Origin of the sequence: Peptostreptococcus anaerobius VPI 4330 = DSM 2949, assembly GCF_000381525.1 — a bacterium.
GTDB lineage: Bacteria > Bacillota > Clostridia > Peptostreptococcales > Peptostreptococcaceae > Peptostreptococcus > Peptostreptococcus anaerobius.
Window position 1 is genome coordinate 14,502 of sequence record NZ_KB906623.1, and the last position, 23,003, is coordinate 37,504.

The following is a 23,003-nucleotide window of genomic DNA, read 5'->3' on the forward strand; positions in this document are numbered from 1 at the left end:
AAACCACTTTTCTAAATCAGCGAAACTACTTTTCTTAACCAGTGAAATTACCTTTCCTAAATCATTAAAACCAAATATTTCAAACCATATTGTCCGAGCCTATTTTTACCTTTTTGCAGTAACGACAAATATAGGGTTATTGGGTTTAAAGTAATTGCCACTGCCGAGTTTTTCCATCCTAGAAACAGACACCTGTATAACCTCTATATCATCAAAACCAGCTTCTTTTATAGATTCTATGTACCTCGTCATGCTCTCGATTAGGATAAAGTTGGCCACTAGTGTTCCACCATCTTCAATCCTACCTCTAAGCCACAATACTAGGTCCTCTATTCTAGCACTCGCCCCACCTACAAATACTGAATCAAATTTGCTAGGACTACACCCATCTAGCTTATGACTTTCATTTGGTAGGTCTGCACCTATAAGGCTGATATTTTCTAGACCAAACTTTTCTATATTAGCCCTAGTAAGACTAATTGCGTCTGGATTTTTGTCAACTGCCAATATCCTTAGGTCTGGGTAGTTTAAGCCAGCCTCTACAGATATAGAACCCGACCCTGTACCTATGTCCAAAAGATACTTCTTTCTTGCTAGGTCTAGTTTTTGTAGGCTTATAGCCCTTACTTCTTCCTTTGTTATAGGGACCTTGGTCCTTATAAATTCACTATTTTTCATAATAACATTACCTGCTTATAATTTATATTTTTCTAGCCTTCCTCATCAATATAACAACTGATAATTTATATTTTTCCAGCCTTCCTCATCAATATGACAACTGCTAGGTCAAATTCTACATCTATATTCTTAACTAGTTGAGGACTAGCTTCAATCAATACTTCGTCCTTATATCCTAGCCTATTTCCTATATACATCATATAATTTCCCTGCATATTATATAGGTCCCTAGCTAGTTCTATTGGGCCATACTTCCTGTCAGTTACCATGGCCACCTTGTCATGCACCAGCAAAAATTCCATATCCAGGTCTCTTCCATGGCAACTCGTGATATATAGGTCGTTCATATCTAGGCCAAACCTCGAAAAAGCGTACTGGATAGAGCTAATACCTGGCTCTAGGTCAAGTGATTCCCTTTCAAAATTTCTAAGTATATAGGAGCCTATCCCATACACTAGGGGGTCACCTGATGCAAGAATACATATATCCTTATCTATATTGTCATCTATATAGGATTTCATATGGTCTAGGTCCTTACTTATAAAGTAGATATCCTTGCCAGATATATCCATCTCACCTAGGACCATATCTATATTTCTTTTTCCACCTATTATAATATCTGAATTTTTGATCTTATCGAATACCCTCTTAGTCATAAAATGACTCTCTGACGGTCCTATTCCAAGAACTCTTATCATATCTCAACTCCTCCAAAGCTTGCCTTGGCAAGTAGGTTGGAATCCATATCAAACATATATACCTCAACCTCCATGCCATCTTGCCTAAGGTATTTGTAGGCCCTTTTGGCTGCCTTTTGTGCCAATATATCAAACACATCTTGGTATCCAGCCTCCTTGATAATAGGTAGCATGGCATCTGTTGCAAGACATCCATCAATCCTGTCTAAGAGGTCTTTGTCAGCCCCCATCATAGCTAGGTTTGCTATCATTATCTCGTTTCTGGCATCTGCAATCCTACTGTGGGAATTGAATATTCCACCAGCTAGTTTGATTAATTTACCTATATGCCCTGCTAGTATGACCTTTTCAAAGTCCAACCTCCTAGCTTCCATCAGCATATAACCTATAAAATTACTCATCTTGACTACCATATCTTCATTTACTTCAAAGTGCTTGACCATGGTATTGTAGCCTATATTCCCCGGCACTAGGACCACTTGTTTGTAGCCTTGGGCCTTTTTGATAGACAAATCTGCTGACAGGGATTTTTTCCACCCCTCATCACTCATAGGCTCAACTATGCCGCTTGTCCCTATTATTGATATTCCTCCAAGGATTCCTAGGTTTTTGTTGAAGGTATTTTTAGCTACTTCCTGTCCATCTGGCACAGATATGGTCACTAGTATAGACCTTCCAGCAAGATAACTAGCTATGTCTATATCAGCATCTGACATCACTTCTAGAATAGATCCTACTATCATATCTATTGGAACCGGATTGATAGCTGGTCTTCCAACTTCTAGACTAAGGCCTGGCTTGGTCACTAGGCCTACTCCTTGTCCGCCCCTAATCCTTATATAGTCCTTGCCAGTAATAGATTCTGGTCCTATATCCTCATTTCTATCTACAATTTCAACCCTAGAATATATGTCTATCATATGGGTTGCATCAATATCGTCACCACCATCTTTTTTGACAGAACACTGGCAATAATCTTGACCTATTTTCTGATTTTCTATATCTATAAAGAGGTCTATTCCCTTGGGAGTGTGAATTTTTACCCTGTCTTCTATATAGGACTTGGTCACAAACATCCACATAGCAGCCTTTGTAGCAGCTGCTGCAGAAGATCCCGTTGTATAGCCCCTCCTGTACTTTTTACCTTCTACATATACATACTCTTCCATAGGTCCACCTAGTCCCTAAAATAATAGTATAGTATTGCATTTATTATGGCTGCAGCTAGGTTGCTACCTCCCTTACGACCTCTTGATACTATATATTCAAGGTCTGATTCCATGAGTTTTTCCTTGGAATCCTCTGCTCCAACAAAGCCAACTACTACACCTATAACTGCCGAAGCCCCCAGCTTGTTTTCCTCATCCAGTTCTATTGCCCTATATATGGCTGTAGGTGCATTTCCAAAAATAAATATCTTGTCATTCTTGTCCTGACCAGCTATCTCAACCGCCGCCATAGACCTAGTTATCCCCTTTTCCTTGGCAAGCCTTACAGTCCTCTCATCAGATATAAGGCACTCATACCCGCATTCCATAGAGTCTAGTAGCCTCTTGTTGATTCCACTAAGGCCCATAGTCGTATCCGTATAGATAGTAGCCTTGTTTTTTAGGGCATTGACTATATTTTCTACAGCCTTGTCACTGATCTTGAGTATATCTAAATAGTCAAAGTCAGCCGTAGTATGTATGGCCCTTTTTATTATCATCTCTTCAATTTTAGACCTAAACCTATAGTCTGGCCTAGTCTCATCTATTATGCCTTGAATTATCTCAAAGCTCTTGTTTTCAATTAAACTTGGGTCCTTAATATATTCCATCTCGACCTCCTACAATATTTGTCTTAGAGAATCCACCAAGACCTCGTTTAGATCGTGTGACTTAATCGCCAACCTAAAATGCCTAGGTGTCAGTCCCTCAAAAGATGATGCATCCCTGATAAGTATGGATTTTTCCCTTACCATATCCATTTTTAAATCGTGGGCTGTATCATATTTTGACCTATCATTCAAGCTACACAGGATATAGGCTGTATCACTTTTATGTATGTCTATAGCCGACATCCTTGATAACTCATCCATTAGGTATTCTCTTTCTTTTTTGTATGATTTTCTTGTTTTTTCTAAGAAATCTAGGTCTTCTAGCACTGCCATAGCCCCCGCCTGGGCAAGAGAATTTACAGACCATGGTTCTTGGATAGACCTTACTTTTTCTACTATTGACTCATCCCTCGCCATCATATAGCCTAGCCTAAGACCGGGCATACCATATATTTTTGTAAGTGACTTGATAATAATAATCTTGTCATAGTCATACTTAAAACCACTATTGTAAGAATAACCCTCACAAAAATCCATAAATGACTCATCTATTATTAGGTACTTGCCATAAGTCCTACAGTGGTCCACTAAAAAATCTAGATTTCTCAACCTAGCATCCGGAGCTCCTGGATTGCATACTACTATAGCCTCCCTAGGGTCTCTTGCTAGGTCCATATCTTCAAAGGACAGGTATACTTTATCATCCGAACCATAAATATCCTTCATAGGGGAGATAATAGGTCCCTTGCCACCTATCCTACTCGACCTTATATGTTCTGAATATAGGGGAGATAGAACCCTCACCTTGTCGAAAATATCCAACCTAAAAATAAGGCTGATAAGCTCACTGGCACCATTGCCAACACATATATTATCCCTAGACAATAGTCTCTGATTATCTAAAATCGAGTCATCAAATCCTGAACCTAAGATATCACAAGACCTCATATATTGCCTATTTATTGATCTGGCTATCTTATCTCTAAGGTCCACATAGTCTATATCTGGATAGGCTCCTATAGAATCTATACTATCTATTATAGCTTCTTTTAGGGCCATTGGAGTGACAGGATTGATGTTTGAGCTATAGTCAATCAGGTCAGAACCAATATTGAATTGTCTTTTTATATTTTCTGTATCAGCACCATGACTCATTTGTCTACTCCTCTTATTCTTTATTTTTATTCTTATTTATATTCACTTCTTATTTATATCTATTTATATTCCTTTATTCCATCATTTCTATTTCTTTCCAATTACTTATTTCTAATTTTATATTCCTATAAAACATATATATTATAACTAGAACACAATCGCTCTAAAGACAAGCAAGGCCAAAAGACTTACTATACTTGTAACATATAGTAGCTTTATTGAAGATAGTATATCCTCAGCCTGAAGGTCCCTAGTCTTGTCTCCTATAGTTGGCTTGTATACCTCTTGTCCAAAATACACATTAGTACCACCTAATTGTATGCACAGGGCTCCAGCTACTGCTCCTTCTGAATATGCACAGTTAGGACTCTTGTGATTTTTCCTGTCCCTATATCCTATTTCTAGGCACTTTCTCCAATCATAACCACATATGGCACTAGCTACTGTAAAAAATAGTAGGGATAGCCTAGCAGGTATAAAATTAAATACATCATCCAATATTGCTGGATACCTGCCTATGTTTATATACTTTTCATTCTTGTAGCCCAACATAGAATCCATGGTATTTACCGCCTTATAAACCATCGCTAGGGGAACTCCACCAAGCATGGCAAAAAATATTGGCGAAATAGTTCCATCTACTGTATTTTCGGCTACCGTCTCAACTGTCGCCCTGATTATCTCGCTCTCACTCAGACTTGAAGTGTCCCTTCCTACAATATAGGAAAGCTGTAATCTGGTTTCTTTTATATCACCCTCAATAAGCTTCTTGTATACTTTTTTGGCCTCAAGGGCAAGACACCTTGTAGACAGGCAGGTAGCCATAAGTATAATTGATATGCCAGTGTCCAATAAAAAGCCCCACAAGGCCCATGCCCCCATTGGTCCTAATATAAGTCCAAATATATTGCTTATAAATATACTCATTGAGTATGTTATACCAACAAGGACTAGCCAAATTGCAAGCCCCCCCATCTTCAAAGACTTAAACCTCAACCTGACCAGTCTTTCGAGATACTTTATCAGTCTGCCCATATATATAACCGGGTGAGGAAACCCCTCTGGATCACCTATTACAAGATCTACAATGAATGCTACAAAAACTACTACTGAAACAACACCCATAGGCCTAACCCTCTGTATTGCTCAAAAGGTAGCAAACTATACTTAGGTTGTTGTAAAAATGGACATGTAGGTAGGAAGCCAGAACATTTTTAGATGAATAACCACCTGACCAGACCATTACAGAACTAGAAGTAGTCTTTTTCATATCGAATATGGTCTCCATATCAGATATAAATTCTGAATAATGGAATTCATGACCTCGTAATTGTTGACCCTTGTATGAAATAAGATTATCCTTCTTTGCTGTGGCAAGACAATAACCAAATCTCTTTAAGCCCTGTGTCATCTGGCTATATCCATCAAGTATACCTACCATTTGATGCTTATTGCCCTCTTTATTTATAAGGTACTTGCCTAGGTACATAAGTCCACCGCACTCAGCATATATTGGTTTATTAGCTTCATAAAATTCCCTTATACTATCGAGCATAGTATTGTTAGATTCAAGCTCTTGGGCATATATCTCCGGATAGCCTCCACCTATATACAAAAGGTCAATCTCAGGCAATTTCTCGTCTCTAATAGGAGAGAAAAATACAAGCTCTGCCCCTATATCCCTTAGTAGGTCTAGGTTGTCCTGATAGTAGAAATTGAAGGCCTCGTCATAGGCTATACCTATTTTCTTACCTATAGCAAGATTTTTGACTTCGGGGTCATCTAGGAACATTGTCATTTCAAATGAAGAAGTTATAGATTCACTCTCAGCAAGCTCCAATATCCTGTCTACATCTACATATTTTTCAATAAGTTGAGCCATCTTATCTACTTTTTGAGATAGGTCCTTGTCCTCTTGACACTGGACTAGACCTAGGTGCCTAGATGACATGACCACGTCATCATTAGGAGGTAGATAACCCAATACTTCAATAGCGCAATATTTTTCTATAGCCGCCTTTATCAGTTTATAGTGGTTGGGATTCTTGATATTGTTGACTATAACACCAACTATGTCTACAGACTTGTCCATATGCTTGTAGCCCAAAACAGTTGCAGCTGCAGATGCTCCTGTAGCCTTTGCATCTATAACTAGTATGACTGGACACTTAAGGACCTTGGCCATTGCCGATGTAGAACACTTGTTGATATCTGAGCCAACTCCGTCATATAGGCCCATAACGCCCTCTATTATTGAGATATCCTTCTGGTTTGCTGCCCTTAAAAATATATACTTAATCTGCTCTTCATCTAGCATATAGGCATCCAAATTCCTAGAATGTATACCTGTAACGTACTTGTGATAGTTTGGATCTATATAATCAGGTCCCACCTTAAATGGCTGAACTTTTTTACCCCTATCGGTTAGGGCCTTCATCAGTCCAAGACTGACCGTGGTCTTACCAACACCACTATGGGTGCCTGCTATTAGTATTTTTTTCATAAGTTACACCTTTTCTCGTCTAAAAATTATATTATAGATAGCCCTAATATCAAGCTTATCTCTTAGTAATTTGGCTAGTCTGTCGTATTCGCACTCTCTTACAAATTTACCTAATTCACTATCATTCATGATATCCAATCCTTGTGATAGCCTAAATTCATTCTCTGCTTTTATCCTAGATATTATGTGGTTGCTACCATCACCTAGAGACTTCTCTAGAGAACTGATAAACCTATCCACATTGTCCCTAGATTTTCCACTAGCCCCATCTTCTTCATCTATATAAATATCTGCATATGGCACAAGTCCCAAGACAGGTATCTTTATTATATCCTCGAGCATCCTTATACCATCTTGAAAAGAGTCCTCGTCGCCCCTGAACTTGTTGATTATAACCCCCTTCACCCTTGACCTATCAGACTTGGTCATAAGCTCTAGGGTACCCACAATGGAAGCAAATACGCCGCCCCTATCTATGTCTGCCACCAAGATAACCGGTGAATCTGCTATCTTGGCCATCTCCATATTTGATAGGTCAATCTGGTTTATATTTATCTCAACAGGACTACCTGCTCCTTCTAGGACAACTATATCCACAGATGATTCTAGGTCCTTGTATATAGCTTCAAGACCTGGTCTTAGGTCCTTTTTTATCTTCATATACTCTCTTGCCCTTAGCGACCTTATGTATTTTCCATTAAATATAAGGTCTGTCATATGATTGTCGCTAGGTTTTAGTAAAATTGGGTTCATGGATGCAAGTGGCTCTATCCTAGCAGCCCTAGCCTGAGCAACTTGAGCTATGCCCATCTCGCCACCGTACCTATCAAAGGATGAATTTCTTGACATATTCTGTGACTTAAATGGAGCAACCCTATAGCCATCATCCGAGATAATCCTACAAATACCAGTTGCTATCATACTCTTTCCCACATTGGATGCCGTCCCCTGAAACATTATACAAGCCATTAGTCCACCCTCTTCATCATAGGTCTAATAAGAGACTTGTCATAGGGTATATGCCCCATCATGGACATAACAGGAAATCCATCAATAAATTCAATCTTGGTTATGGATGCATTTTCCACCTTAAAATGCCAATGAAGACTAGGATTTTTAGCAATTAAGTGAGAGAGTATATTCCTAATAGTCCCCATATGAACACATACAAGTACATTATCTACTTCATTACACTCTTTTATAATATGATCTATGCCCCTAGCATTTCTCTCATAGGCCATCTCAATATTTTCACCATCTGGGAAGGTATACATAACATCTCCAGTCATCATTCTTTTGAAATCTTCAGGGTATTCACTTTTTATCTCTTCAAAGGTCTTGCCATCAAATTTACCAAAGTTCATCTCTCTTAGGTCATCAAGCCCTAGCATTTCAAGGCCCAAATACCTCGATACCTCATCCACAGTCTGCCCTGTCCTCTTTAGGGTAGACGTGTAGATCCTATCTATATCTATATTTTTCAGGTAGGCATTTAACTGCCTAGCCTGTTGTCTTCCAACATCACTTAGGTCACAGTCACTAAAGCCTGAGTACCTAAAATTTATATTGTCTACGGTATTGCCATGCCTTACCAAGTACAAATTCTTCATATCAACCTCTCATTCTAGCTAGTCAACTAGCCTACCAGTATAAAAATATAGGCTATAAAAATCATCTCACCCACTTCTATACCACAACCTAATATATCACCTGTCAGCCCACCAATCTTCTTGTATACTCCATGCTTGATCAGATAAGCCAATATACAAGTGATAAATAGGGACAATAAAACCAAAATAATAGATATCATCTGGTTTAATCCAAATATACTAGTGCCTGTCAATCCAAGAGCCAAAATCTCTAATAGACCTACAAAAACTATAGAAACTATAAGACTAGTCCTATCGCACTTTCCTATAAATACATTTCCCATTCCATTTTCCCTGGCAGGCCTAGTCCTGTATGTAAGTAAAAGACCTAGGAATCTTCCAAGTACAGGCATTAATACTATAGGCCATGCCATGTCCTTGTCAATAAAACTAGCAAGCATACATACCTTTAATACTATGAGTAGTATCAAGGAAATACTAGCATTGGTCCCCATCCTAGAGTCCTTCATTATCTCAAGAATCTGGTCCTTACTCCTATAGGAAAATATCCCATCAAAGGTATCTGCAAGTCCATCTAGGTGAAGTCCTCCTGTAAGTACAACCTCAACTAGGACTAGCAAGACCCCTGTAACAAGACTATTATTATAAAATGCAGGTACAAGTCTCAATATGTAATAAACAAGACCTAGAATCAGCCCTATAACAAGACCTACTAGGGGGAAAAACACAATTCCCTTGCCAAGATCTGGATCAAACTTTGAATCCTTTTTTATACTTATCCTAGTTAAAAACTGGAGTATATTTATAAATCTTTCAAGGTCTAATAATTCTCTAATCTTCACTTAACCACCTACTTTATCCTCACTCCTATTGATGATACAACCATATAGACCTGGTCTGATTGGCTGGCTATATACTGGTTGGACCTTCCAACCAATTGGGTATAAAATCTAGACAACTTGTTGTAACTTATACCGCCAAGTCCTATCTCATTGGTTACAAGTACTAGGTCTAGGTCCTTATCCCTAACAGATTTAACAAAGTCCCTTATCTCATTTAAAACCAGGTCCTCTTTTAACCTACACTTGTCCTGGTCTAGACCATCAAAATCCATATCGTCCTCAAATATAATATTGGATACCATCATAGTCAGGCAGTCAAGCAGTAAAATACCATGGTCAAAATCATCATTAGCTACAATTTGTCCCAAGTTTTTATAGGCCTCCAGTGTAGACCAGTTTTTGTCTTGTCTGGCTTGTTGGTGAAGTCTGACCTTTTCTCTCATCTCGTCATCATATACACTTGCAGTCGCTATATAGGTGCAAGAACATGACTTGTCCTGGCTGATCTTAGTAACCAAGTCTTCAGCAAAGGCAGACTTGCCAGAACTAATACCACCTGTCACTAGTATTATTTGTCCCATAGGCCTAAGACCCTTCCTATCTCCAAGTCCTTAAACTCTCCCATGTGGTTGTAGGCATATATAGATGAATCAATTATATTCATGGCAAGGGCTGCTCCTGTGCCCTCACCCAATCTCATGTCCATATCCAACATAGGTTTTATACCTAATATAGATAGGGCTGTTTCACTACCCTTTTCATCAGACTTGTGAGACATAATCAAGTAATCCTTAGATCTTGGATTTATCCTATAGGCTATAAGGGCTGCTGCATAGGATATAAATCCATCAACAACTACCGGTATCCTATTGGCTGCACATCCCAGTATCACGCCGGTCATACCTCCTATATCGAAACCACCAACCTTGGCTAGCACCTCTATACCATCTGTCGGGTTGGGATTGTTTATCTCTATTGCCTTTCTGACAACATCTGCCTTGTGTTTTACCCTTTCTAGACCTATGCCAGCCCCAACATCTGCAATATCAATAGGATCCTTACCAGACATAACAGACAAAATAGCTGTAGATGGGGTAGTATTGGATATTCCCATCTCTCCAATACCTATGATCTTGTAGCCTTCAACTATACACTTTTCTGCTATTTCAATCCCTAGTTCTATTGACTTTACAGCCTCGTCCATTGTCATTGCTGGACCCTTGGCAATATTATCAGTTCCCTGCCTAATCTTATGGCTGACTACACCATACATGGGCTCATCACCTAGTACACCAATATCTATAGGTATCAGGTCAGTCTTGTTGAACTTTGCCAATACTCCTACACCTGTCAGTCCCCTAGCAAAGTTTTCCAACTGCATCCTAGTTATAATCTGAGGTTGCGGTGATACACCTTCATCGTGGACCCCGTGGTCTGCCCCAAAGGCTATAATACATTTTTTAGGCTGGTCCTCTATTTTATTTGTACAATAGATACCTGCAAGTTTTTTAGTTATATCTTCTAATTGTCCTAGACTGTCCTTGGGATGTATCTTATCGTCCCACCTCTTTTGTGCCCTCTCTATAGCTCTTTCATCAAGAGGGTATATGTTTCTTGAAATACTAACTAATAAATTCAACTTTTCACACCATTTCCCTTATATTTACATATAACCTCCTGCATAGATACACAGAAGGTTATATAATTTCTCTATTTTATTTTTTCTTTTAGATAAGAAATCGCCCTTGGCAACTGGTCTTTTTCTTCCTTGACTTCAATTGTAGGCTTTATTCCCTTCTCATTGATATATGATCCATTTGGAGTAAAGTACTGGGCTGTTGTAAGCTTGTAACCTGTACCATCTCTTAGGGGAACAACCTGCTGGACAAGACCCTTACCATATGTAGTTGTACCAACTGAGATACCTGCCTTGTTGTCAAGTATAGCACCTGTCAATATTTCAGATGCTGATGCGGAGTTGCCGTTTGTAAGCACAACAATAGGTATAGATATCTTCTCCTTGTCACTAGATCTTAGGTATTCCTTGTTGCCCTTATTGTCCTGAGTATAGACTATAACAGCCTTGCCTAGTAGCCTGTCTGCTATATTCTCTACTACATCTAAAAGTCCACCACCATCATCTCTAACGTCTACTATAAGACCCTTGATGTTTTTTGCCTCTAAATTCTTTAGGGCTGACCTAAAGTCATCTGCTGTATCTTCATCAAAACTCTTAATAGATATATAACCTAGATTATTTTCTAGAACTCTAGACTCTATAGTCTGTATTGTAATCTGTCTTCTTACAACAATCTTTTCAATCTGTCTATTACCTCTTATAAGAGATATCTTTACGCTTGTACCAGCCTTACCTCTCATATTTTTGACAGCTATATCCATCTCTTGGTATGTATAAGACTTGCCATCGACCCTTACTATAAAATCTCCCTTTTGAATCCCTGCCTCCTTGGCTGGACTCTTGTCAAAGGTAGATTCTACCCTGATCCTACCAGTCTCCTTGTCAGCACCTACTGTCATACCAACACCTACATATTTGCCTGATGATGCCTCCAATAGCTGCTTCATTTCGTCTTTAGTGTAATAGGCTGAGTACACATCTCCTAGCCCTGCAAACAAGCCCTTATATATGCCTGTCTCAAGCATATCCTTGTCTGGCTTTTTGTAAAAGTCTTCATTGATCTTCTCACTTAGACTCACTAGCTTCTTATACTGCCTGTATTCCTTGTAGGGTAGTATACCTATTACACCTATTGTAGATAGGACAAATGTTGTGAATATGGAAGTAACAAGCATGAGAGCTACAGCTCCTATCCACAATTTCCTATTTCTTCTCTTATTTTCTTTTTTCATTAATACACCTTTGTTTCCTTAAAATTAAAAATCGATGCCCATCAATATCCTCACCTGGTCTACTATATCATCAGTAGTCATATTGAAATGTTCATAGAGTTCCTCTGCCTTTGCTGACATACCAAATTCATCTGGCACACCAATCTTCTTAACCTTTATTGGGCAGTGTTCAGATATGTATTCACACACTGCTGAACCAAGACCTCCTATTTTACTATGGTCTTCAATAGTCAGTATGGCCCTAGTATTTTTTGCACAGTCTTCTATAATAGAAGTATCGAGGGGCTTTATCGTAGACATATTTACTACCCTTACATTGATACCCTCTTGCCTTAGTAGGTCGCTTGCCTTGATTGAATTAGACACCATAGGACCACAAGCTATTATAGATATATCATCACCATCTCTTAGGACCTTAGACTTTCCTAACTCAAACTGGTAGTCATCTCCTAGTATATTTTCTACATCTTCCCTGACCAACCTCATATAGGCAGGCCCATCACTATTAGCCAAATATTTTGTCATCTGATAAGCCTCTATAGCATCAGCTGGAACTAATACCCTCATATTAGGAAGTACTCTCATAATGGCAATGTCTTCTATGCTCTGGTGGGTTGCCCCATCCGGTCCTGTCATAAGACCCGCATGAGTTGAGCAAAGCTTTACATTTAATTTGCCCATACACACTGAGTTTCTTATAATTTCATAAGCTCTCCCTGTCTCAAAAACAGCGAATGAACTTGCAAATACATTCATGCCTGCTGCTGCAAGTCCTGCAGATACACCTACTAAATTCTGTTCGGCTATACCTACATCCACAAACCTATCTGGAAATACAGATTTAAAATATTCAGTCTTTGTAGATTTAGAGAGGTCAGCATCAACAACTACCAACTTATGGTTGCTGTCCCCCATATCCACAAGAGCCCTACCAAAGGACTCTCTCATTGATTCCGTAAACATTTATACCACCTATCTAAGTTCTTCCATGGCTGTGCTGTAGTCATCACTTGACATAGTCTTGCTATGCCACTGACACTCACCTTCCATAAAAGAAACTCCCTTACCCTTTATAGTATTAGCTATAACCAATGTCGGTTTGGTATCTATCTTGTCAAAAGTATTGAAGGCTCCAAATATCTGGTCAAAATCGTGACCATCAATCTCAAGTACATACCATCCAAAAGCCTCAAACTTCTTGGCAACTGATCCCAAGCTCATGACTTCATCAGTGCTACCATCAATCTGTAAACCATTCATATCAACAATAGCCATAAGGTTGTCGAGCTTGTACTGTTTGGCAAACATGGCTGCCTCCCAAACCATCCCCTCTTGGAGCTCTCCATCTCCCAGTAAGGCGTAAACATTGTAACCAATATTTTCTATCTTAGATGCCAGAGCCATACCGCACGCAGCTGATAGACCTTGCCCCAAGGAACCTGTTGTCATATCAATACCACTTACCTTTAGCATATCCGGGCTACCCTGAAGTATACTATTGTACTGTCTATAACCTTTTAGTTCTTCATCCATCAAGTAACCTTTCTCGCAAAGTGCAGCATATATAGCTGCAGACGAATGACCCTTAGACATTACAAACCTGTCCCTGTCATCTTTTTTAGGTTCCTGTGGATTGACATTCATCCTGCCAAAATAAAGTGCAGTGATAATCTCTACACAAGATAAGGAACCACCTGGATGACCAGACTGGGCATTATATATCATATCTATTATCTTGCGCCTTATGCTTTTCGCTCTTTCTGATAGATTATCGTAATCAATCATTTTATCTAGTGTCCTTTCACCATTTATATTCTACATTCATATAAATCGACCTGTATTTAAGATGCATAGTAATACCTGTCAATATAAATCTAAATTTTATTATACCATATATTACAATCACTTGGTACATTTGTAATTCTATTGAAACATTTATAAAACTTTATCAAAATAAAATCATCTTTTATTGATATATTAGCAAGATAAAAACCATGACTTAAAACTATGATTTATAAGGGCTATCGGCATAATTTCAAAAATTATATAGAGATAATAAAAAAGCTCAGTGAAAACAATAAAAAATGAATCAGCATGAAAATTTACTTTAAAGGCTTTTAATGGTAAAATATATTCTAAGATACTATTAATATAGCCAAAGTTACAGGAGGTGGTCACCATTATTTATGGCATAGGTACAGACATAGTAGAGATAGACAGAATAAGGACATCACTTAATAGGAACATTAAACTCCTAGACAAGATGTTTTCACCTCGAGAAATGCAAATGTTAAAGTTAAAGGACTATAAGGCTGAATCTGTAGCTGGTAATTTTTCAGCCAAGGAAGCTGTTGTAAAATCAGTGGGTACAGGCCTTAGGGGATTTAGACTTCACGATGTAGAAATTCTTAGAGACGACCTAAACAAGCCTCTTGTAGTATTTTCAGGGAAATTCAAAGACTACTGTAATAGCATAGGTGTAAGTAATATCATGGTATCAATATCCCATTCAAAAAACTATGCAACAGCCACAGCAATAGCTATCAAGGAGGATTAATATGAATAAATATATCAAGAAAAGTATTTTAACTGCCCTAGCCCTTACGATGCTTCTTCCATATGGGCTAGTATCAAATAATTCAAAGGCAGAAATCAATGTAACAAGAATAGCAGGTGCAAACCGTTTTGAGACTTCTATAAAAGTCAGCCAAAACTTTTTTAAATCAAGAAATTCAAGTGCTGTAATAGCAAGTGGAAACGACTTTAGGTCTGCCCTATACGCAAGTTATATGGCGTCCTCTCTTAGGATTCCATTCCTCGTAAATTCACCTAGTACGCTTAGGCCCGATGTTGCAAAAGAACTTAGGAGGCTGGGAGTATCAAGGGTATTTTTAGTTGGCAACACATCAACCCTATCAAACAAGGTAGAAAACGACCTTAGGGGCATGAAGATAAATGTTGAGAGACTAGCAGAAAACAACCAAAAAGACATAAATAGCCTTGTAGACCAAAAAATATACAATACATTCTTCCCTGGCACACCTAGGGGGGATATAGATAGCGGCATAGTAATTAATGATAAGATTTTTCCAGACCTTCTGTCATCAGTTCCTTTTGTAGCTGAAATGGCAAGGACACAGGGTTCATACCTCGGAGCATATTATAGGCTGCCAGCAACAGATGGCTACAAGTTTATAATAGGAGGAAGGGGAACTGTTCCCGATAGCTACAAGACATTTTATGGGGATATAAATGGTATAAATGCTCACAATGACGATGAAAATAGTGGTGAAGAAGCAAACTACTATACAGGAAGGCTAGCTGGTGGCGATAGGTATGAGACAGCCATAGAAATAGCCAAGGCCTACAAACCAGTACTTAGGAAAAACATCAATACAGTCATCCTAGTAAATGGCAAGGACTATACTGACGCTCTTTCTTCAGGTATAGCAGGAGTCTACTCAAACGCTGCAGTCCTTCTTACACCACCAAATGCCCTACACGAATCAACTAAGAGATTTATTATGGAAAATGGAATTTCAAAAGTTATAATTATTGGAGGAACATCCTCTGTTTCTAAAAATGCTGAAAACACAGTAAGGAATTTGAGATAAAAAATAGTCCTTTAAGTTACTTATTTCGGTAGATTATATATGCCCCTGTCACTATAAATATGTACATCCACATACCAAGACCGATACGGTAGAATACCCTCTATTAAATATTTACATTAATTGTAACATATAACTCTCTTTTGTAGAACAGTTGTATTTTACAATAAATATGATATAATTTAGTATATATTGGACTATTTATTAACAATGATACACATGGTATTTTTAAGATCTCGCAAGGAAAAAATATTCATGAGAATAGGAGCAAATATGAAAGCAAAGGAAAAATATTCTATAGGCGAAGTAGAAAAAATTTGTAATATACCTATAAAAACTTTAAGATACTACGACTCAATAGACCTAGTAGTGCCATCATTTAGGGATTCTGAAACCAACTACAGGTACTATGACAAGGGCCAAATGGTAACTATATGCATAGTCCGTAAACTAAGGATGCTAGGCTTTAGTCTTAAGGAAATAAATAATATCATACATAACAACAAGGCCTATAGTCTTGAAGAGAGCATAGACTCCAAAATGGTTGAAATCTCCAAAGAAATTGAAGCCTTACAACAAAAGTACACAGAGGGTTGCAAGCTCTCACAAAGATTAAAAAAGGGAGTGGATATCTTATCTCTATACTCTAAGGACGAAGCCGAAGCCAGGGGTATAATTATAGAGGAAATCCCTGAATCCTACCTAATCTACACTAGGAAAATTATGAAGAGTTATTCAAATAAAGATGTCTCCTTGGAAAGATGGGCTGAACTAATCAATATGTCCAACCAAACAAATATAGAAGACAAGGGGTCCATACTTGTAACCTACTACTCAGAACCCTTGGAACAGTTCCTCTACAAGGATATAGATATAGAATTTGCCATGTACCTAGATAGCCATCTCCAAACTGAAAACTGTAGGAAATTCGGTGGATTTACAGCAGCTACAATGGTCCATGTCGGCGACTACTCAAACATAATAAACACCCACATTGAGATGATTCAGTATATAAACAAGAATGGTTATAGGATCAAGGGAGATATTTCTGAAGAGTTTATAATATCTCCCTTTGATGTAACAAACCCTGATGAACACGTTACAAAGGTCATCATTCCAATAGAGAAAATCAAATAGCTATATCGATGAATATATAAAACTTAATAAATATATGTGTATACGTAGAAAAATAGAAGTGTTAAAACAACACTTCTATTTTGATTAGAATATAATATTGTAGATTAGATTAAATTTATATAAAGATTATAGTATTCCTTCTTCTTTTAACTTTTCAACTTCTTCTTGACTAATGCCGAATATCTCTGCATTATGCTGGCCTAGAAGTGGTGCTGGTGTGTCTACTGTACCTGGAGTTTCAGATAGCTTCATAACACAACCTTGGAAATACTGGTCACCAGCAGTAGGATGCTGACAATGAACCATCATTTCACGAGCCTGAATATGTGGATGTTCAATTGCTTCCTTAACATTTAAAACTGGTCCACAAGGTATTCCTGCTTCATCCATAATATTTTCTATTTCTTTCTTTGCATAGTCTCTACACCAGTCGGCAATTATGTTCTTTAATTCTGGTTCATAATTGTCACAACGTAGAGTATTTGTCTTATACCTAGGATCATCTAACAATTCTTCATGGCCTATTGTAGTACAGAACTTAGCAAATAGCCTATCATTACCCACTCCAACAGCTACAAATCCATCCTTACATTCATATACATCAAATGGTGCTATAGAAGGGTCTATATTACCATTACGCTCTGGTATTATACCTGCAACTGTGTAGTTAACAAGGGCATTTTCAAGTAAACTAAATATTGTATCTATCATTGATACGTCAACCAACTGACCCTGTCCAGTTTTTTCTCTATTGTATAGGGCCATCAAGATACCAACTGTCAAATAAATTCCTGCAACGTGGTCTGCAACAGAAGGGCCAACCTTTACCGGATTAGTCTCCTTGTATCCAGTAAGATTTATCATACCACCCATAGCCTGTGCAACTATATCATAACAAGCTCTGTGAGAGATTGGGCTGTTCTGTCCAAATCCTGACCCTGACCCATATATTATAGAAGGGTTTACTTTTCTAACTGCTTCATAATCTATACCAAGCCTCTTAGTAACTCCACCCTTGTAGTTTTCTACTAATATATCTGCATCCTTAACCAATTCAAAGAACATTTCCTTACCCTTTTCTGACTTCAGGTTAAGAGTAGCCCCCTTCTTGTTACGGTTGACATAGCAGTAAAAACCACTTTCTCCACTCTTTTCATCTATTGGTCCCCACTCACGACACTGGTCTCCGTTAACCGGTTCTATTTTTATAACCTCTGCACCATAGTCGGCTAACATCATTGTACAGAATGGTCCATTAAGTGCAGAAGTAAGGTCTATAACTTTTAGTCCTTCAAGAGCTTTCTTCATTATTGTTATTCTCCTTTATCCTATTTATTAAAATGTCTCATAGACAAACTGTGCTACTGTAGACAATACTGGTTCTGGAAGTACGTCTATTGAACTTGGGTATGGAGGATCACTAGGTACCTCTATAACCTTGAAGGCTCTAACCTCTATTAATGCCTTGTTTCCTTCGATCTTCTTTGCTCTTGCTATATATTCCATGTAATCTCCAGCCTGAGATGGAGTGTATAAACGTAACTTCTTAACACCTACACAATGGCCTGTATTGCCAAATATTTTTGCCATCAATCTCACTGCTGTATCGTTCATAAGAGTGATATTTCTAGCTCCATTTATTAGTCCACCAAGATAAAAAACGTCTCTATTTGACATTCTATAACGGAATGTTACTGTCTGCATATCGTTCATAATTCTACTCCTTTATAATAAAAATAATTATATTTTAATTTGTTTATTACATTTCATCGTCGTCTTCTGGGAAGTCGTCAAGATCAAACCAAGGATCTGTAACAAGACCTTCTGGCTGTTCTCCACGCTGTAAGTGCTTCTTAACTACTAGACGAACAAAACCTTCTGTACAAAGAACTGGCTCATCAAACCAAACCATATCGCCTTCTTTACAGTCAGTCTTTCCTTCACGAAATGCTGGTGTTGCAAGTTTAAATACTTCAATCTTACAGTCACGAGAAGAATTACCTACTTTGATAAGTGTAGCCTTGTAGTCTACCATATCTCCTACATATACATCCTTGTAGCATTTAACGTCGTGATAACCTAGGCAAAGAGATTCATCACCATCACACAGGATCATTTCCTCTGTCTCAACGTCACCAATGAAATCAAACTGACGTCCAATTGATATTAATCCGTCTGGATTAGCTGCGTCTGCAGTTGTCATGTTGTAACTTAAATACGATACCTTTCTCATAATTACACCCCCAAGTATATTTTAAATAATGTATTACTTATTATTTTTAACCTCTTTAATACTATCTATCATCATCGGTACAATCTTAAATATGTCACCGTTGATACCAATATCAGCACAATCGAATATAGGTGCCTTTTCATCCTTGTTTATTGCTATTATCAGTTCAGAATCCTGCATTCCTGCCTTGTGCTGGATAGCTCCTGATATTCCTAGAGCAATGTATATCTTTGGATGTACTGTCTTTCCTGTCTGACCAACCTGGTGGTCTGCTGATAGCCAACCTGAATCTATAACTGCACGGCTACCACCTACTACACCATTTCCAAATGCATCAGCAAGATCTTTAGCTAGCTGTATACCCTTTTCTACGTCTTTGCTTATACCTCTACCTACAGATACTATTACTTCTGCACCTATAAGGTCTACCATGTGTTTAGCTTCTTTTACGACTTCAAGAACCTTTGTCTTAAGTTCGTCCTTGCCTATATTTACCGGATAGTTTTCAACCTGGCAAGCATTTGCTCTTTCTTCACTATACTCGCCCTTTTTCATTACACCTGTTCTCACTGTAGACATACATGGTCTAAACCTAGGACATATTATAGTTGCCATTAGGTGGCCACCAAATGCCGGTCTAGTCATCTTTAAGTTGGTATCTTCCATCTTAAATGTAGTCTTTGATAGGTCCAAAGTAGACGATGTTGCTATAAAGTCAACATAGTTATTCATATCTATATCCAAGTGAGTACAGTCTGCTGTAAGTCCTGTATGAAGTCTAGCAGCACACCTAGGCGCTAGGTCCCTACCTATATTAGATGCACCTATTAATACAACTTCTGGCTTTTTATCCATCACTAAGTCACAAAAAACCTTAGTATAGGCATCAGTTGTATAGTCTTTTAGGCTCTCATCGTCACAAATTATAACCTTATCAGCTCCATATCCACCTAGGTCTTTGGCTAGGCTCCCAATATCATGACCAAGTATGACACCTACAAGCTGTGAACCTCTCTCGTCAGCCAACTTACGGCCTTCAGATATCAGTTCAAAGTTTGTGTTCATCATGTGGCCATGGCGCTGTTCACAAAACACCCATATATCTTTAAAATCCTCTATTCTAGAACTATTAAATTCCATCTTTGATTGTCTCCTTTCACAATTAGATAAGATGCAGTTTTTCTAATCTATTAGTTAGCTCAGCTACTGTTTCTTTACCATCGCCTTCAAGCATTATTCCTGTTCCCTTTTGAGGTGGAGTAAATGACTTGAATATATTAGTAGGAGATCCCTTAAGTCCTATAGTTTCAAGGTTGATAAGGGGCTCATCCTTAAGTTCTTGGAATGAAAGTACAGTCATAGGCTTACTATAGCAGTCCATGATTCCGTTAATAGTCATATAGCGAGGAGATATATCATCATCCTTTACACATGTTATAAGACAAGGAGTCTTAGTCTCTATCATCATATAGCCATCTTCTAGCACACGTTTTATAGTCAATTTATTGCCGTCTTTCTTGATTTTGCTAGCATAAGTAACCTGTGGAACCTCTAATTTTTCTGCTATCTGAGGTCCAACCTGAGCAGTATCTCCATCTATAGCCTGACGACCACAGAATATGATGTCTTCTTCGTTTAGTCCTAGGTGAGATATTGCTGCAGCTATAATCTGAGATGTAGCATATGTATCAGAACCACCGAATTCTCTAGAAGAAATCAATACAGCGTCATCTGCTCCTATGGCTAGAATTTCTCTTAGCATACCTTCTGCCTGAGGAGGTCCCATTGTAAGAGCTGTAATCTGGCAGTTCAATTCATCTCTTAATCTTAGGGCCTGCTCTAGTGCGATCATGTCATCTGGATTTATAATAGCTGCCATAGAGTTACGATTAAGTGTTCCATCAGGGTTAACCGCAACTTTACCAGAAGTATCTGGTACCTGTTTAACACAAACAAATATTCTCATTATTCATACACTCCTTTTCTACTATTTCATAACTTCTCTAGCTATAACTACCTTATGTATTTCAGAAGTTCCTTCATAAATTTCAGTAATTTTAGCATCACGATACATTCTTTCTAGTGGATAGTCCTTCATATATCCGTAACCACCATGAATTTGGAGTGCCAAGTTTGTCACATAACGTGCATTCTCTGCTGCATTTAACTTACACATAGCAGCTTCCTTAGTATGGTTTTTACCAGCATCCTTTAGGTAGGCTGCATAGTAGACAAGAGTCTTAGCTGCCTCTGTCTTAGTAGCCATGTCAGCTATGTACCACTGGATTCCCTGAAGAGCACCTACAGGCTTTCCAAACTGGACACGTTCCTTAGTATATTTTACTGATAGGTCTATGGCACCCTCAGCTACACCTATTGACTGGGCACCTGTTCCGATACGTGCACCATCTAAGGCCTGCATAGCAATCTTAAATCCTTGTCCTTCCTTGCCTAGTAGGTTGGCCGCTGGAACCCTACAGTCTTCAAATATCAATTCTGCTGTTTCAGATCCATTAAGACCCATCTTTGATTCAATTTTACCTATGCTAAATCCAGGAGTGCCTTTTTCAACTATTATTGCTGACATACCCCTCAATCCTTTTTCTGGTTGCGTAAGGGCAAACAACAATACTACATCTGCGCGACTTCCACCTGATATAAAGCACTTAGTACCATTTATGACATATTCATTAGTTTCTGGATCAAGTATGGCTTTTGTCTTGGCAGCACCTGCATCAGAACCTGCATTTGGTTCAGTAAGGGCAAATGCACCCAAACTACCGCCCTTTGTAAGTCTAGGTAGAAACGTTTGCTTTTGTTCCTCAGTACCAAACTTATGAATGGCATGAGGTGCTATTAAATGTATAGATAATATAGCTGAAGAAGACATACATTTTTTTGCAAACTCAGAAACAGCTATCACCTCTTCAATACTGCCTCCACCTGTTCCACCATATTCCTTAGGAATACCTATGCCTGTAAATCCCAACTCTGCCATTTTGCTAAAATTATCTACAGGGAATGTATGGGATAAATCCACATCTGCTGCAACTGGCTCTAAGACTTCTTCTGCAAACTGTGCAGCTAACTTTTTAATCATTTCCTGTTCTCTAGTTAATGAAAAATCCATATGTCATTTCATCCTTTCTTGTATTTAATATATACTTATTCAATATTCCTTAAATCAATTACCACCTTAAGTTAAGACTAAGTATATATTATATAGTCGCTGTATTGTCAATTAAATAACACTAGATTTTTTGTTTAATTTTAAACCGCTAAAGATAAACCCTCCAGTAGGTGTAGATCTATTTTTTCTATAAAATTTCTATAAAACAGAGATGAATCTAAGTAAAATCAGTAAAAATAACTATATATGATAGATTTTCAATGATTCTTTTGTAGAGTTTTTTGACTAGATTAATAAATTCAGTTGAAATTAAAACAGTATATTTTGTAGCAATGTTTGTATAAATATATTATTTTATAATCATGACCACCCGTCCAACGGGTGGTTTGCACACGGGCTATAAGCCCAAGGGTTACCGGCCAGCGTCTAAAGGCGCTGGCTTTCACTCTGTTCAAGCTCGGCCTTTGACTCGTCGCTACCCTTTAAAGGGTATTTGTATTACTTGCCATCCCTAAAGGGATCTTCATACTCCTTAACACTTAATTTATCCAAAGCTATATCGTGTCTTTCCTGTTCCTGAATATATTTCCTTATTGTTGCCTCATTTAATCCCACAGTACTTACATAATATCCTTCAGACCAAAAGTGTCTATTTCCAAATTTGTACTTTAAATTTGCGTGCTTATCGAACATCATCAATGCACTTTTTCCTTTGA

25 protein-coding genes are annotated in these 23,003 nt (G+C 38.1%); 3 read left to right on the forward strand and 22 right to left on the reverse strand.

Annotated features, from left to right (window positions below; all coding sequences use genetic code 11):
• Window positions 1-105: 105 nt before the first annotated feature.
• From cbiT to F823_RS0106480, 15 genes are all read right to left on the reverse strand, one after another.
• A complete protein-coding gene (gene cbiT, locus F823_RS0106410) occupies window positions 106-678 on the reverse strand; it encodes a precorrin-6Y C5,15-methyltransferase (decarboxylating) subunit CbiT (protein ID WP_004167205.1) in 573 nt (190 codons plus the stop codon).
• 65 nt (window positions 679-743) lie between these two features.
• Window positions 744-1,376 (reverse strand): precorrin-6y C5,15-methyltransferase (decarboxylating) subunit CbiE, encoded by a 633-nt coding sequence (cbiE, locus tag F823_RS0106415; RefSeq protein ID WP_002846182.1) that lies wholly within the window; start codon window positions 1,374-1,376, stop codon window positions 744-746.
• A complete protein-coding gene (gene cbiD, locus F823_RS0106420) occupies window positions 1,373-2,545 on the reverse strand; it encodes a cobalt-precorrin-5B (C(1))-methyltransferase CbiD (RefSeq protein ID WP_019595506.1) in 1,173 nt (390 codons plus the stop codon). The genes cbiE and cbiD overlap by 4 nt, the downstream gene beginning before the upstream one ends.
• Window positions 2,546-2,553: 8 nt before the next feature.
• The gene (locus tag F823_RS0106425) at window positions 2,554-3,195 is read right to left on the reverse strand and encodes a cobalt-precorrin-8 methylmutase (protein WP_002846180.1); all 642 of its coding nucleotides are present in this window, start codon (window positions 3,193-3,195) and stop codon (window positions 2,554-2,556) included.
• Window positions 3,196-3,204: 9 nt separating this feature from the next.
• On the reverse strand, window positions 3,205-4,350 hold the full coding sequence (locus F823_RS0106430; RefSeq protein WP_002846179.1) for a pyridoxal phosphate-dependent aminotransferase: 1,146 nt from the start codon (window positions 4,348-4,350) through the stop codon (window positions 3,205-3,207).
• A 147-nt stretch (window positions 4,351-4,497) separates the two neighbouring features.
• Complete coding sequence (cbiB, locus tag F823_RS0106435; protein ID WP_002846178.1) at window positions 4,498-5,475, reverse strand: adenosylcobinamide-phosphate synthase CbiB; 978 nt, start codon at window positions 5,473-5,475, stop codon at window positions 4,498-4,500.
• Window positions 5,476-5,479: 4 nt separating this feature from the next.
• A complete protein-coding gene (locus tag F823_RS0106440; protein ID WP_002846177.1) occupies window positions 5,480-6,853 on the reverse strand; it encodes a cobyrinic acid a,c-diamide synthase CobB in 1,374 nt (457 codons plus the stop codon).
• Window positions 6,854-6,856: 3 nt separating this feature from the next.
• Window positions 6,857-7,822, reverse strand: a complete 966-nt coding sequence (locus F823_RS10545; RefSeq protein WP_002846176.1) for a cobyric acid synthase — start codon at window positions 7,820-7,822, stop codon at window positions 6,857-6,859.
• Window positions 7,822-8,463, reverse strand: a complete 642-nt coding sequence (locus tag F823_RS0106450; RefSeq protein WP_002846172.1) for a histidine phosphatase family protein — start codon at window positions 8,461-8,463, stop codon at window positions 7,822-7,824. The genes F823_RS10545 and F823_RS0106450 overlap by 1 nt, the downstream gene beginning before the upstream one ends.
• A 26-nt stretch (window positions 8,464-8,489) precedes the next feature.
• On the reverse strand, window positions 8,490-9,305 hold the full coding sequence (cobS, locus tag F823_RS0106455; RefSeq protein WP_002846171.1) for an adenosylcobinamide-GDP ribazoletransferase: 816 nt from the start codon (window positions 9,303-9,305) through the stop codon (window positions 8,490-8,492).
• 8 nt (window positions 9,306-9,313) lie between these two features.
• The gene (locus tag F823_RS0106460; protein WP_004167224.1) at window positions 9,314-9,886 is read right to left on the reverse strand and encodes a bifunctional adenosylcobinamide kinase/adenosylcobinamide-phosphate guanylyltransferase; all 573 of its coding nucleotides are present in this window, start codon (window positions 9,884-9,886) and stop codon (window positions 9,314-9,316) included.
• Complete coding sequence (gene cobT, locus F823_RS0106465) at window positions 9,874-10,944, reverse strand: nicotinate-nucleotide--dimethylbenzimidazole phosphoribosyltransferase (RefSeq protein ID WP_002846169.1); 1,071 nt, start codon at window positions 10,942-10,944, stop codon at window positions 9,874-9,876. Before cobT ends, F823_RS0106460 begins: the two co-directional genes overlap by 13 nt.
• Before the next feature lie 71 nt (window positions 10,945-11,015).
• Window positions 11,016-12,176 (reverse strand): S41 family peptidase, encoded by a 1,161-nt coding sequence (locus F823_RS0106470; RefSeq protein WP_002846168.1) that lies wholly within the window; start codon window positions 12,174-12,176, stop codon window positions 11,016-11,018.
• Window positions 12,177-12,200: 24 nt separating this feature from the next.
• A complete protein-coding gene (locus tag F823_RS0106475; protein WP_002846167.1) occupies window positions 12,201-13,139 on the reverse strand; it encodes a transketolase family protein in 939 nt (312 codons plus the stop codon).
• Window positions 13,140-13,148: 9 nt separating this feature from the next.
• A complete protein-coding gene (locus tag F823_RS0106480) occupies window positions 13,149-13,961 on the reverse strand; it encodes a transketolase (RefSeq protein ID WP_002846163.1) in 813 nt (270 codons plus the stop codon).
• Window positions 13,962-14,346: 385 nt separating this feature from the next.
• On the opposite strand from F823_RS0106480, the gene acpS reads away from it, so the two are divergent.
• The 3 genes from acpS to F823_RS0106495 all read left to right on the forward strand — a co-directional run bounded on the left by acpS (window position 14,347) and on the right by F823_RS0106495 (window position 16,924).
• Window positions 14,347-14,733, forward strand: a complete 387-nt coding sequence (gene acpS, locus F823_RS0106485) for a holo-ACP synthase (protein ID WP_002846161.1) — start codon at window positions 14,347-14,349, stop codon at window positions 14,731-14,733.
• Window position 14,734: 1 nt separating this feature from the next.
• A complete protein-coding gene (locus F823_RS0106490) occupies window positions 14,735-15,790 on the forward strand; it encodes a cell wall-binding repeat-containing protein (RefSeq protein WP_002846160.1) in 1,056 nt (351 codons plus the stop codon).
• Window positions 15,791-16,060: 270 nt separating this feature from the next.
• Complete coding sequence (locus F823_RS0106495) at window positions 16,061-16,924, forward strand: MerR family transcriptional regulator (RefSeq protein WP_242821664.1); 864 nt, start codon at window positions 16,061-16,063, stop codon at window positions 16,922-16,924.
• Window positions 16,925-17,050: 126 nt separating this feature from the next.
• Here the strand turns inward: F823_RS0106495 and F823_RS0106500 are convergent, their stop codons facing one another.
• The 7 genes from F823_RS0106500 to F823_RS0106530 all read right to left on the reverse strand — a co-directional run.
• Entirely contained in the window at window positions 17,051-18,232 is a 1,182-nt protein-coding gene (locus F823_RS0106500; protein ID WP_002846158.1) for a CaiB/BaiF CoA transferase family protein, read from the reverse strand.
• 27 nt (window positions 18,233-18,259) lie between these two features.
• The gene (locus tag F823_RS0106505; protein ID WP_002846157.1) at window positions 18,260-18,637 is read right to left on the reverse strand and encodes a hypothetical protein; all 378 of its coding nucleotides are present in this window, start codon (window positions 18,635-18,637) and stop codon (window positions 18,260-18,262) included.
• A 46-nt stretch (window positions 18,638-18,683) separates the two neighbouring features.
• Window positions 18,684-19,157 carry a hypothetical protein gene (locus tag F823_RS0106510; protein WP_004167183.1) on the reverse strand — a complete coding sequence of 158 codons (474 nt, stop codon included), beginning with the start codon at window positions 19,155-19,157 and terminating at the stop codon, window positions 18,684-18,686.
• Window positions 19,158-19,190: 33 nt separating this feature from the next.
• Complete coding sequence (acrA, locus tag F823_RS0106515) at window positions 19,191-20,297, reverse strand: acryloyl-CoA reductase electron transfer subunit beta (protein WP_002846153.1); 1,107 nt, start codon at window positions 20,295-20,297, stop codon at window positions 19,191-19,193.
• Between the two features lie 22 nt (window positions 20,298-20,319).
• Window positions 20,320-21,123, reverse strand: a complete 804-nt coding sequence (gene acrB / locus F823_RS0106520; protein ID WP_002846151.1) for an acryloyl-CoA reductase electron transfer subunit gamma — start codon at window positions 21,121-21,123, stop codon at window positions 20,320-20,322.
• Between the two features lie 21 nt (window positions 21,124-21,144).
• Window positions 21,145-22,287, reverse strand: a complete 1,143-nt coding sequence (acrC, locus tag F823_RS0106525) for an acryloyl-CoA reductase (protein ID WP_002846145.1) — start codon at window positions 22,285-22,287, stop codon at window positions 21,145-21,147.
• Between the two features lie 498 nt (window positions 22,288-22,785).
• Window positions 22,786-23,003 (reverse strand): IS200/IS605 family transposase (locus tag F823_RS0106530; protein WP_019595344.1); only part of this gene is annotated, 218 nt, incomplete at its 5' end.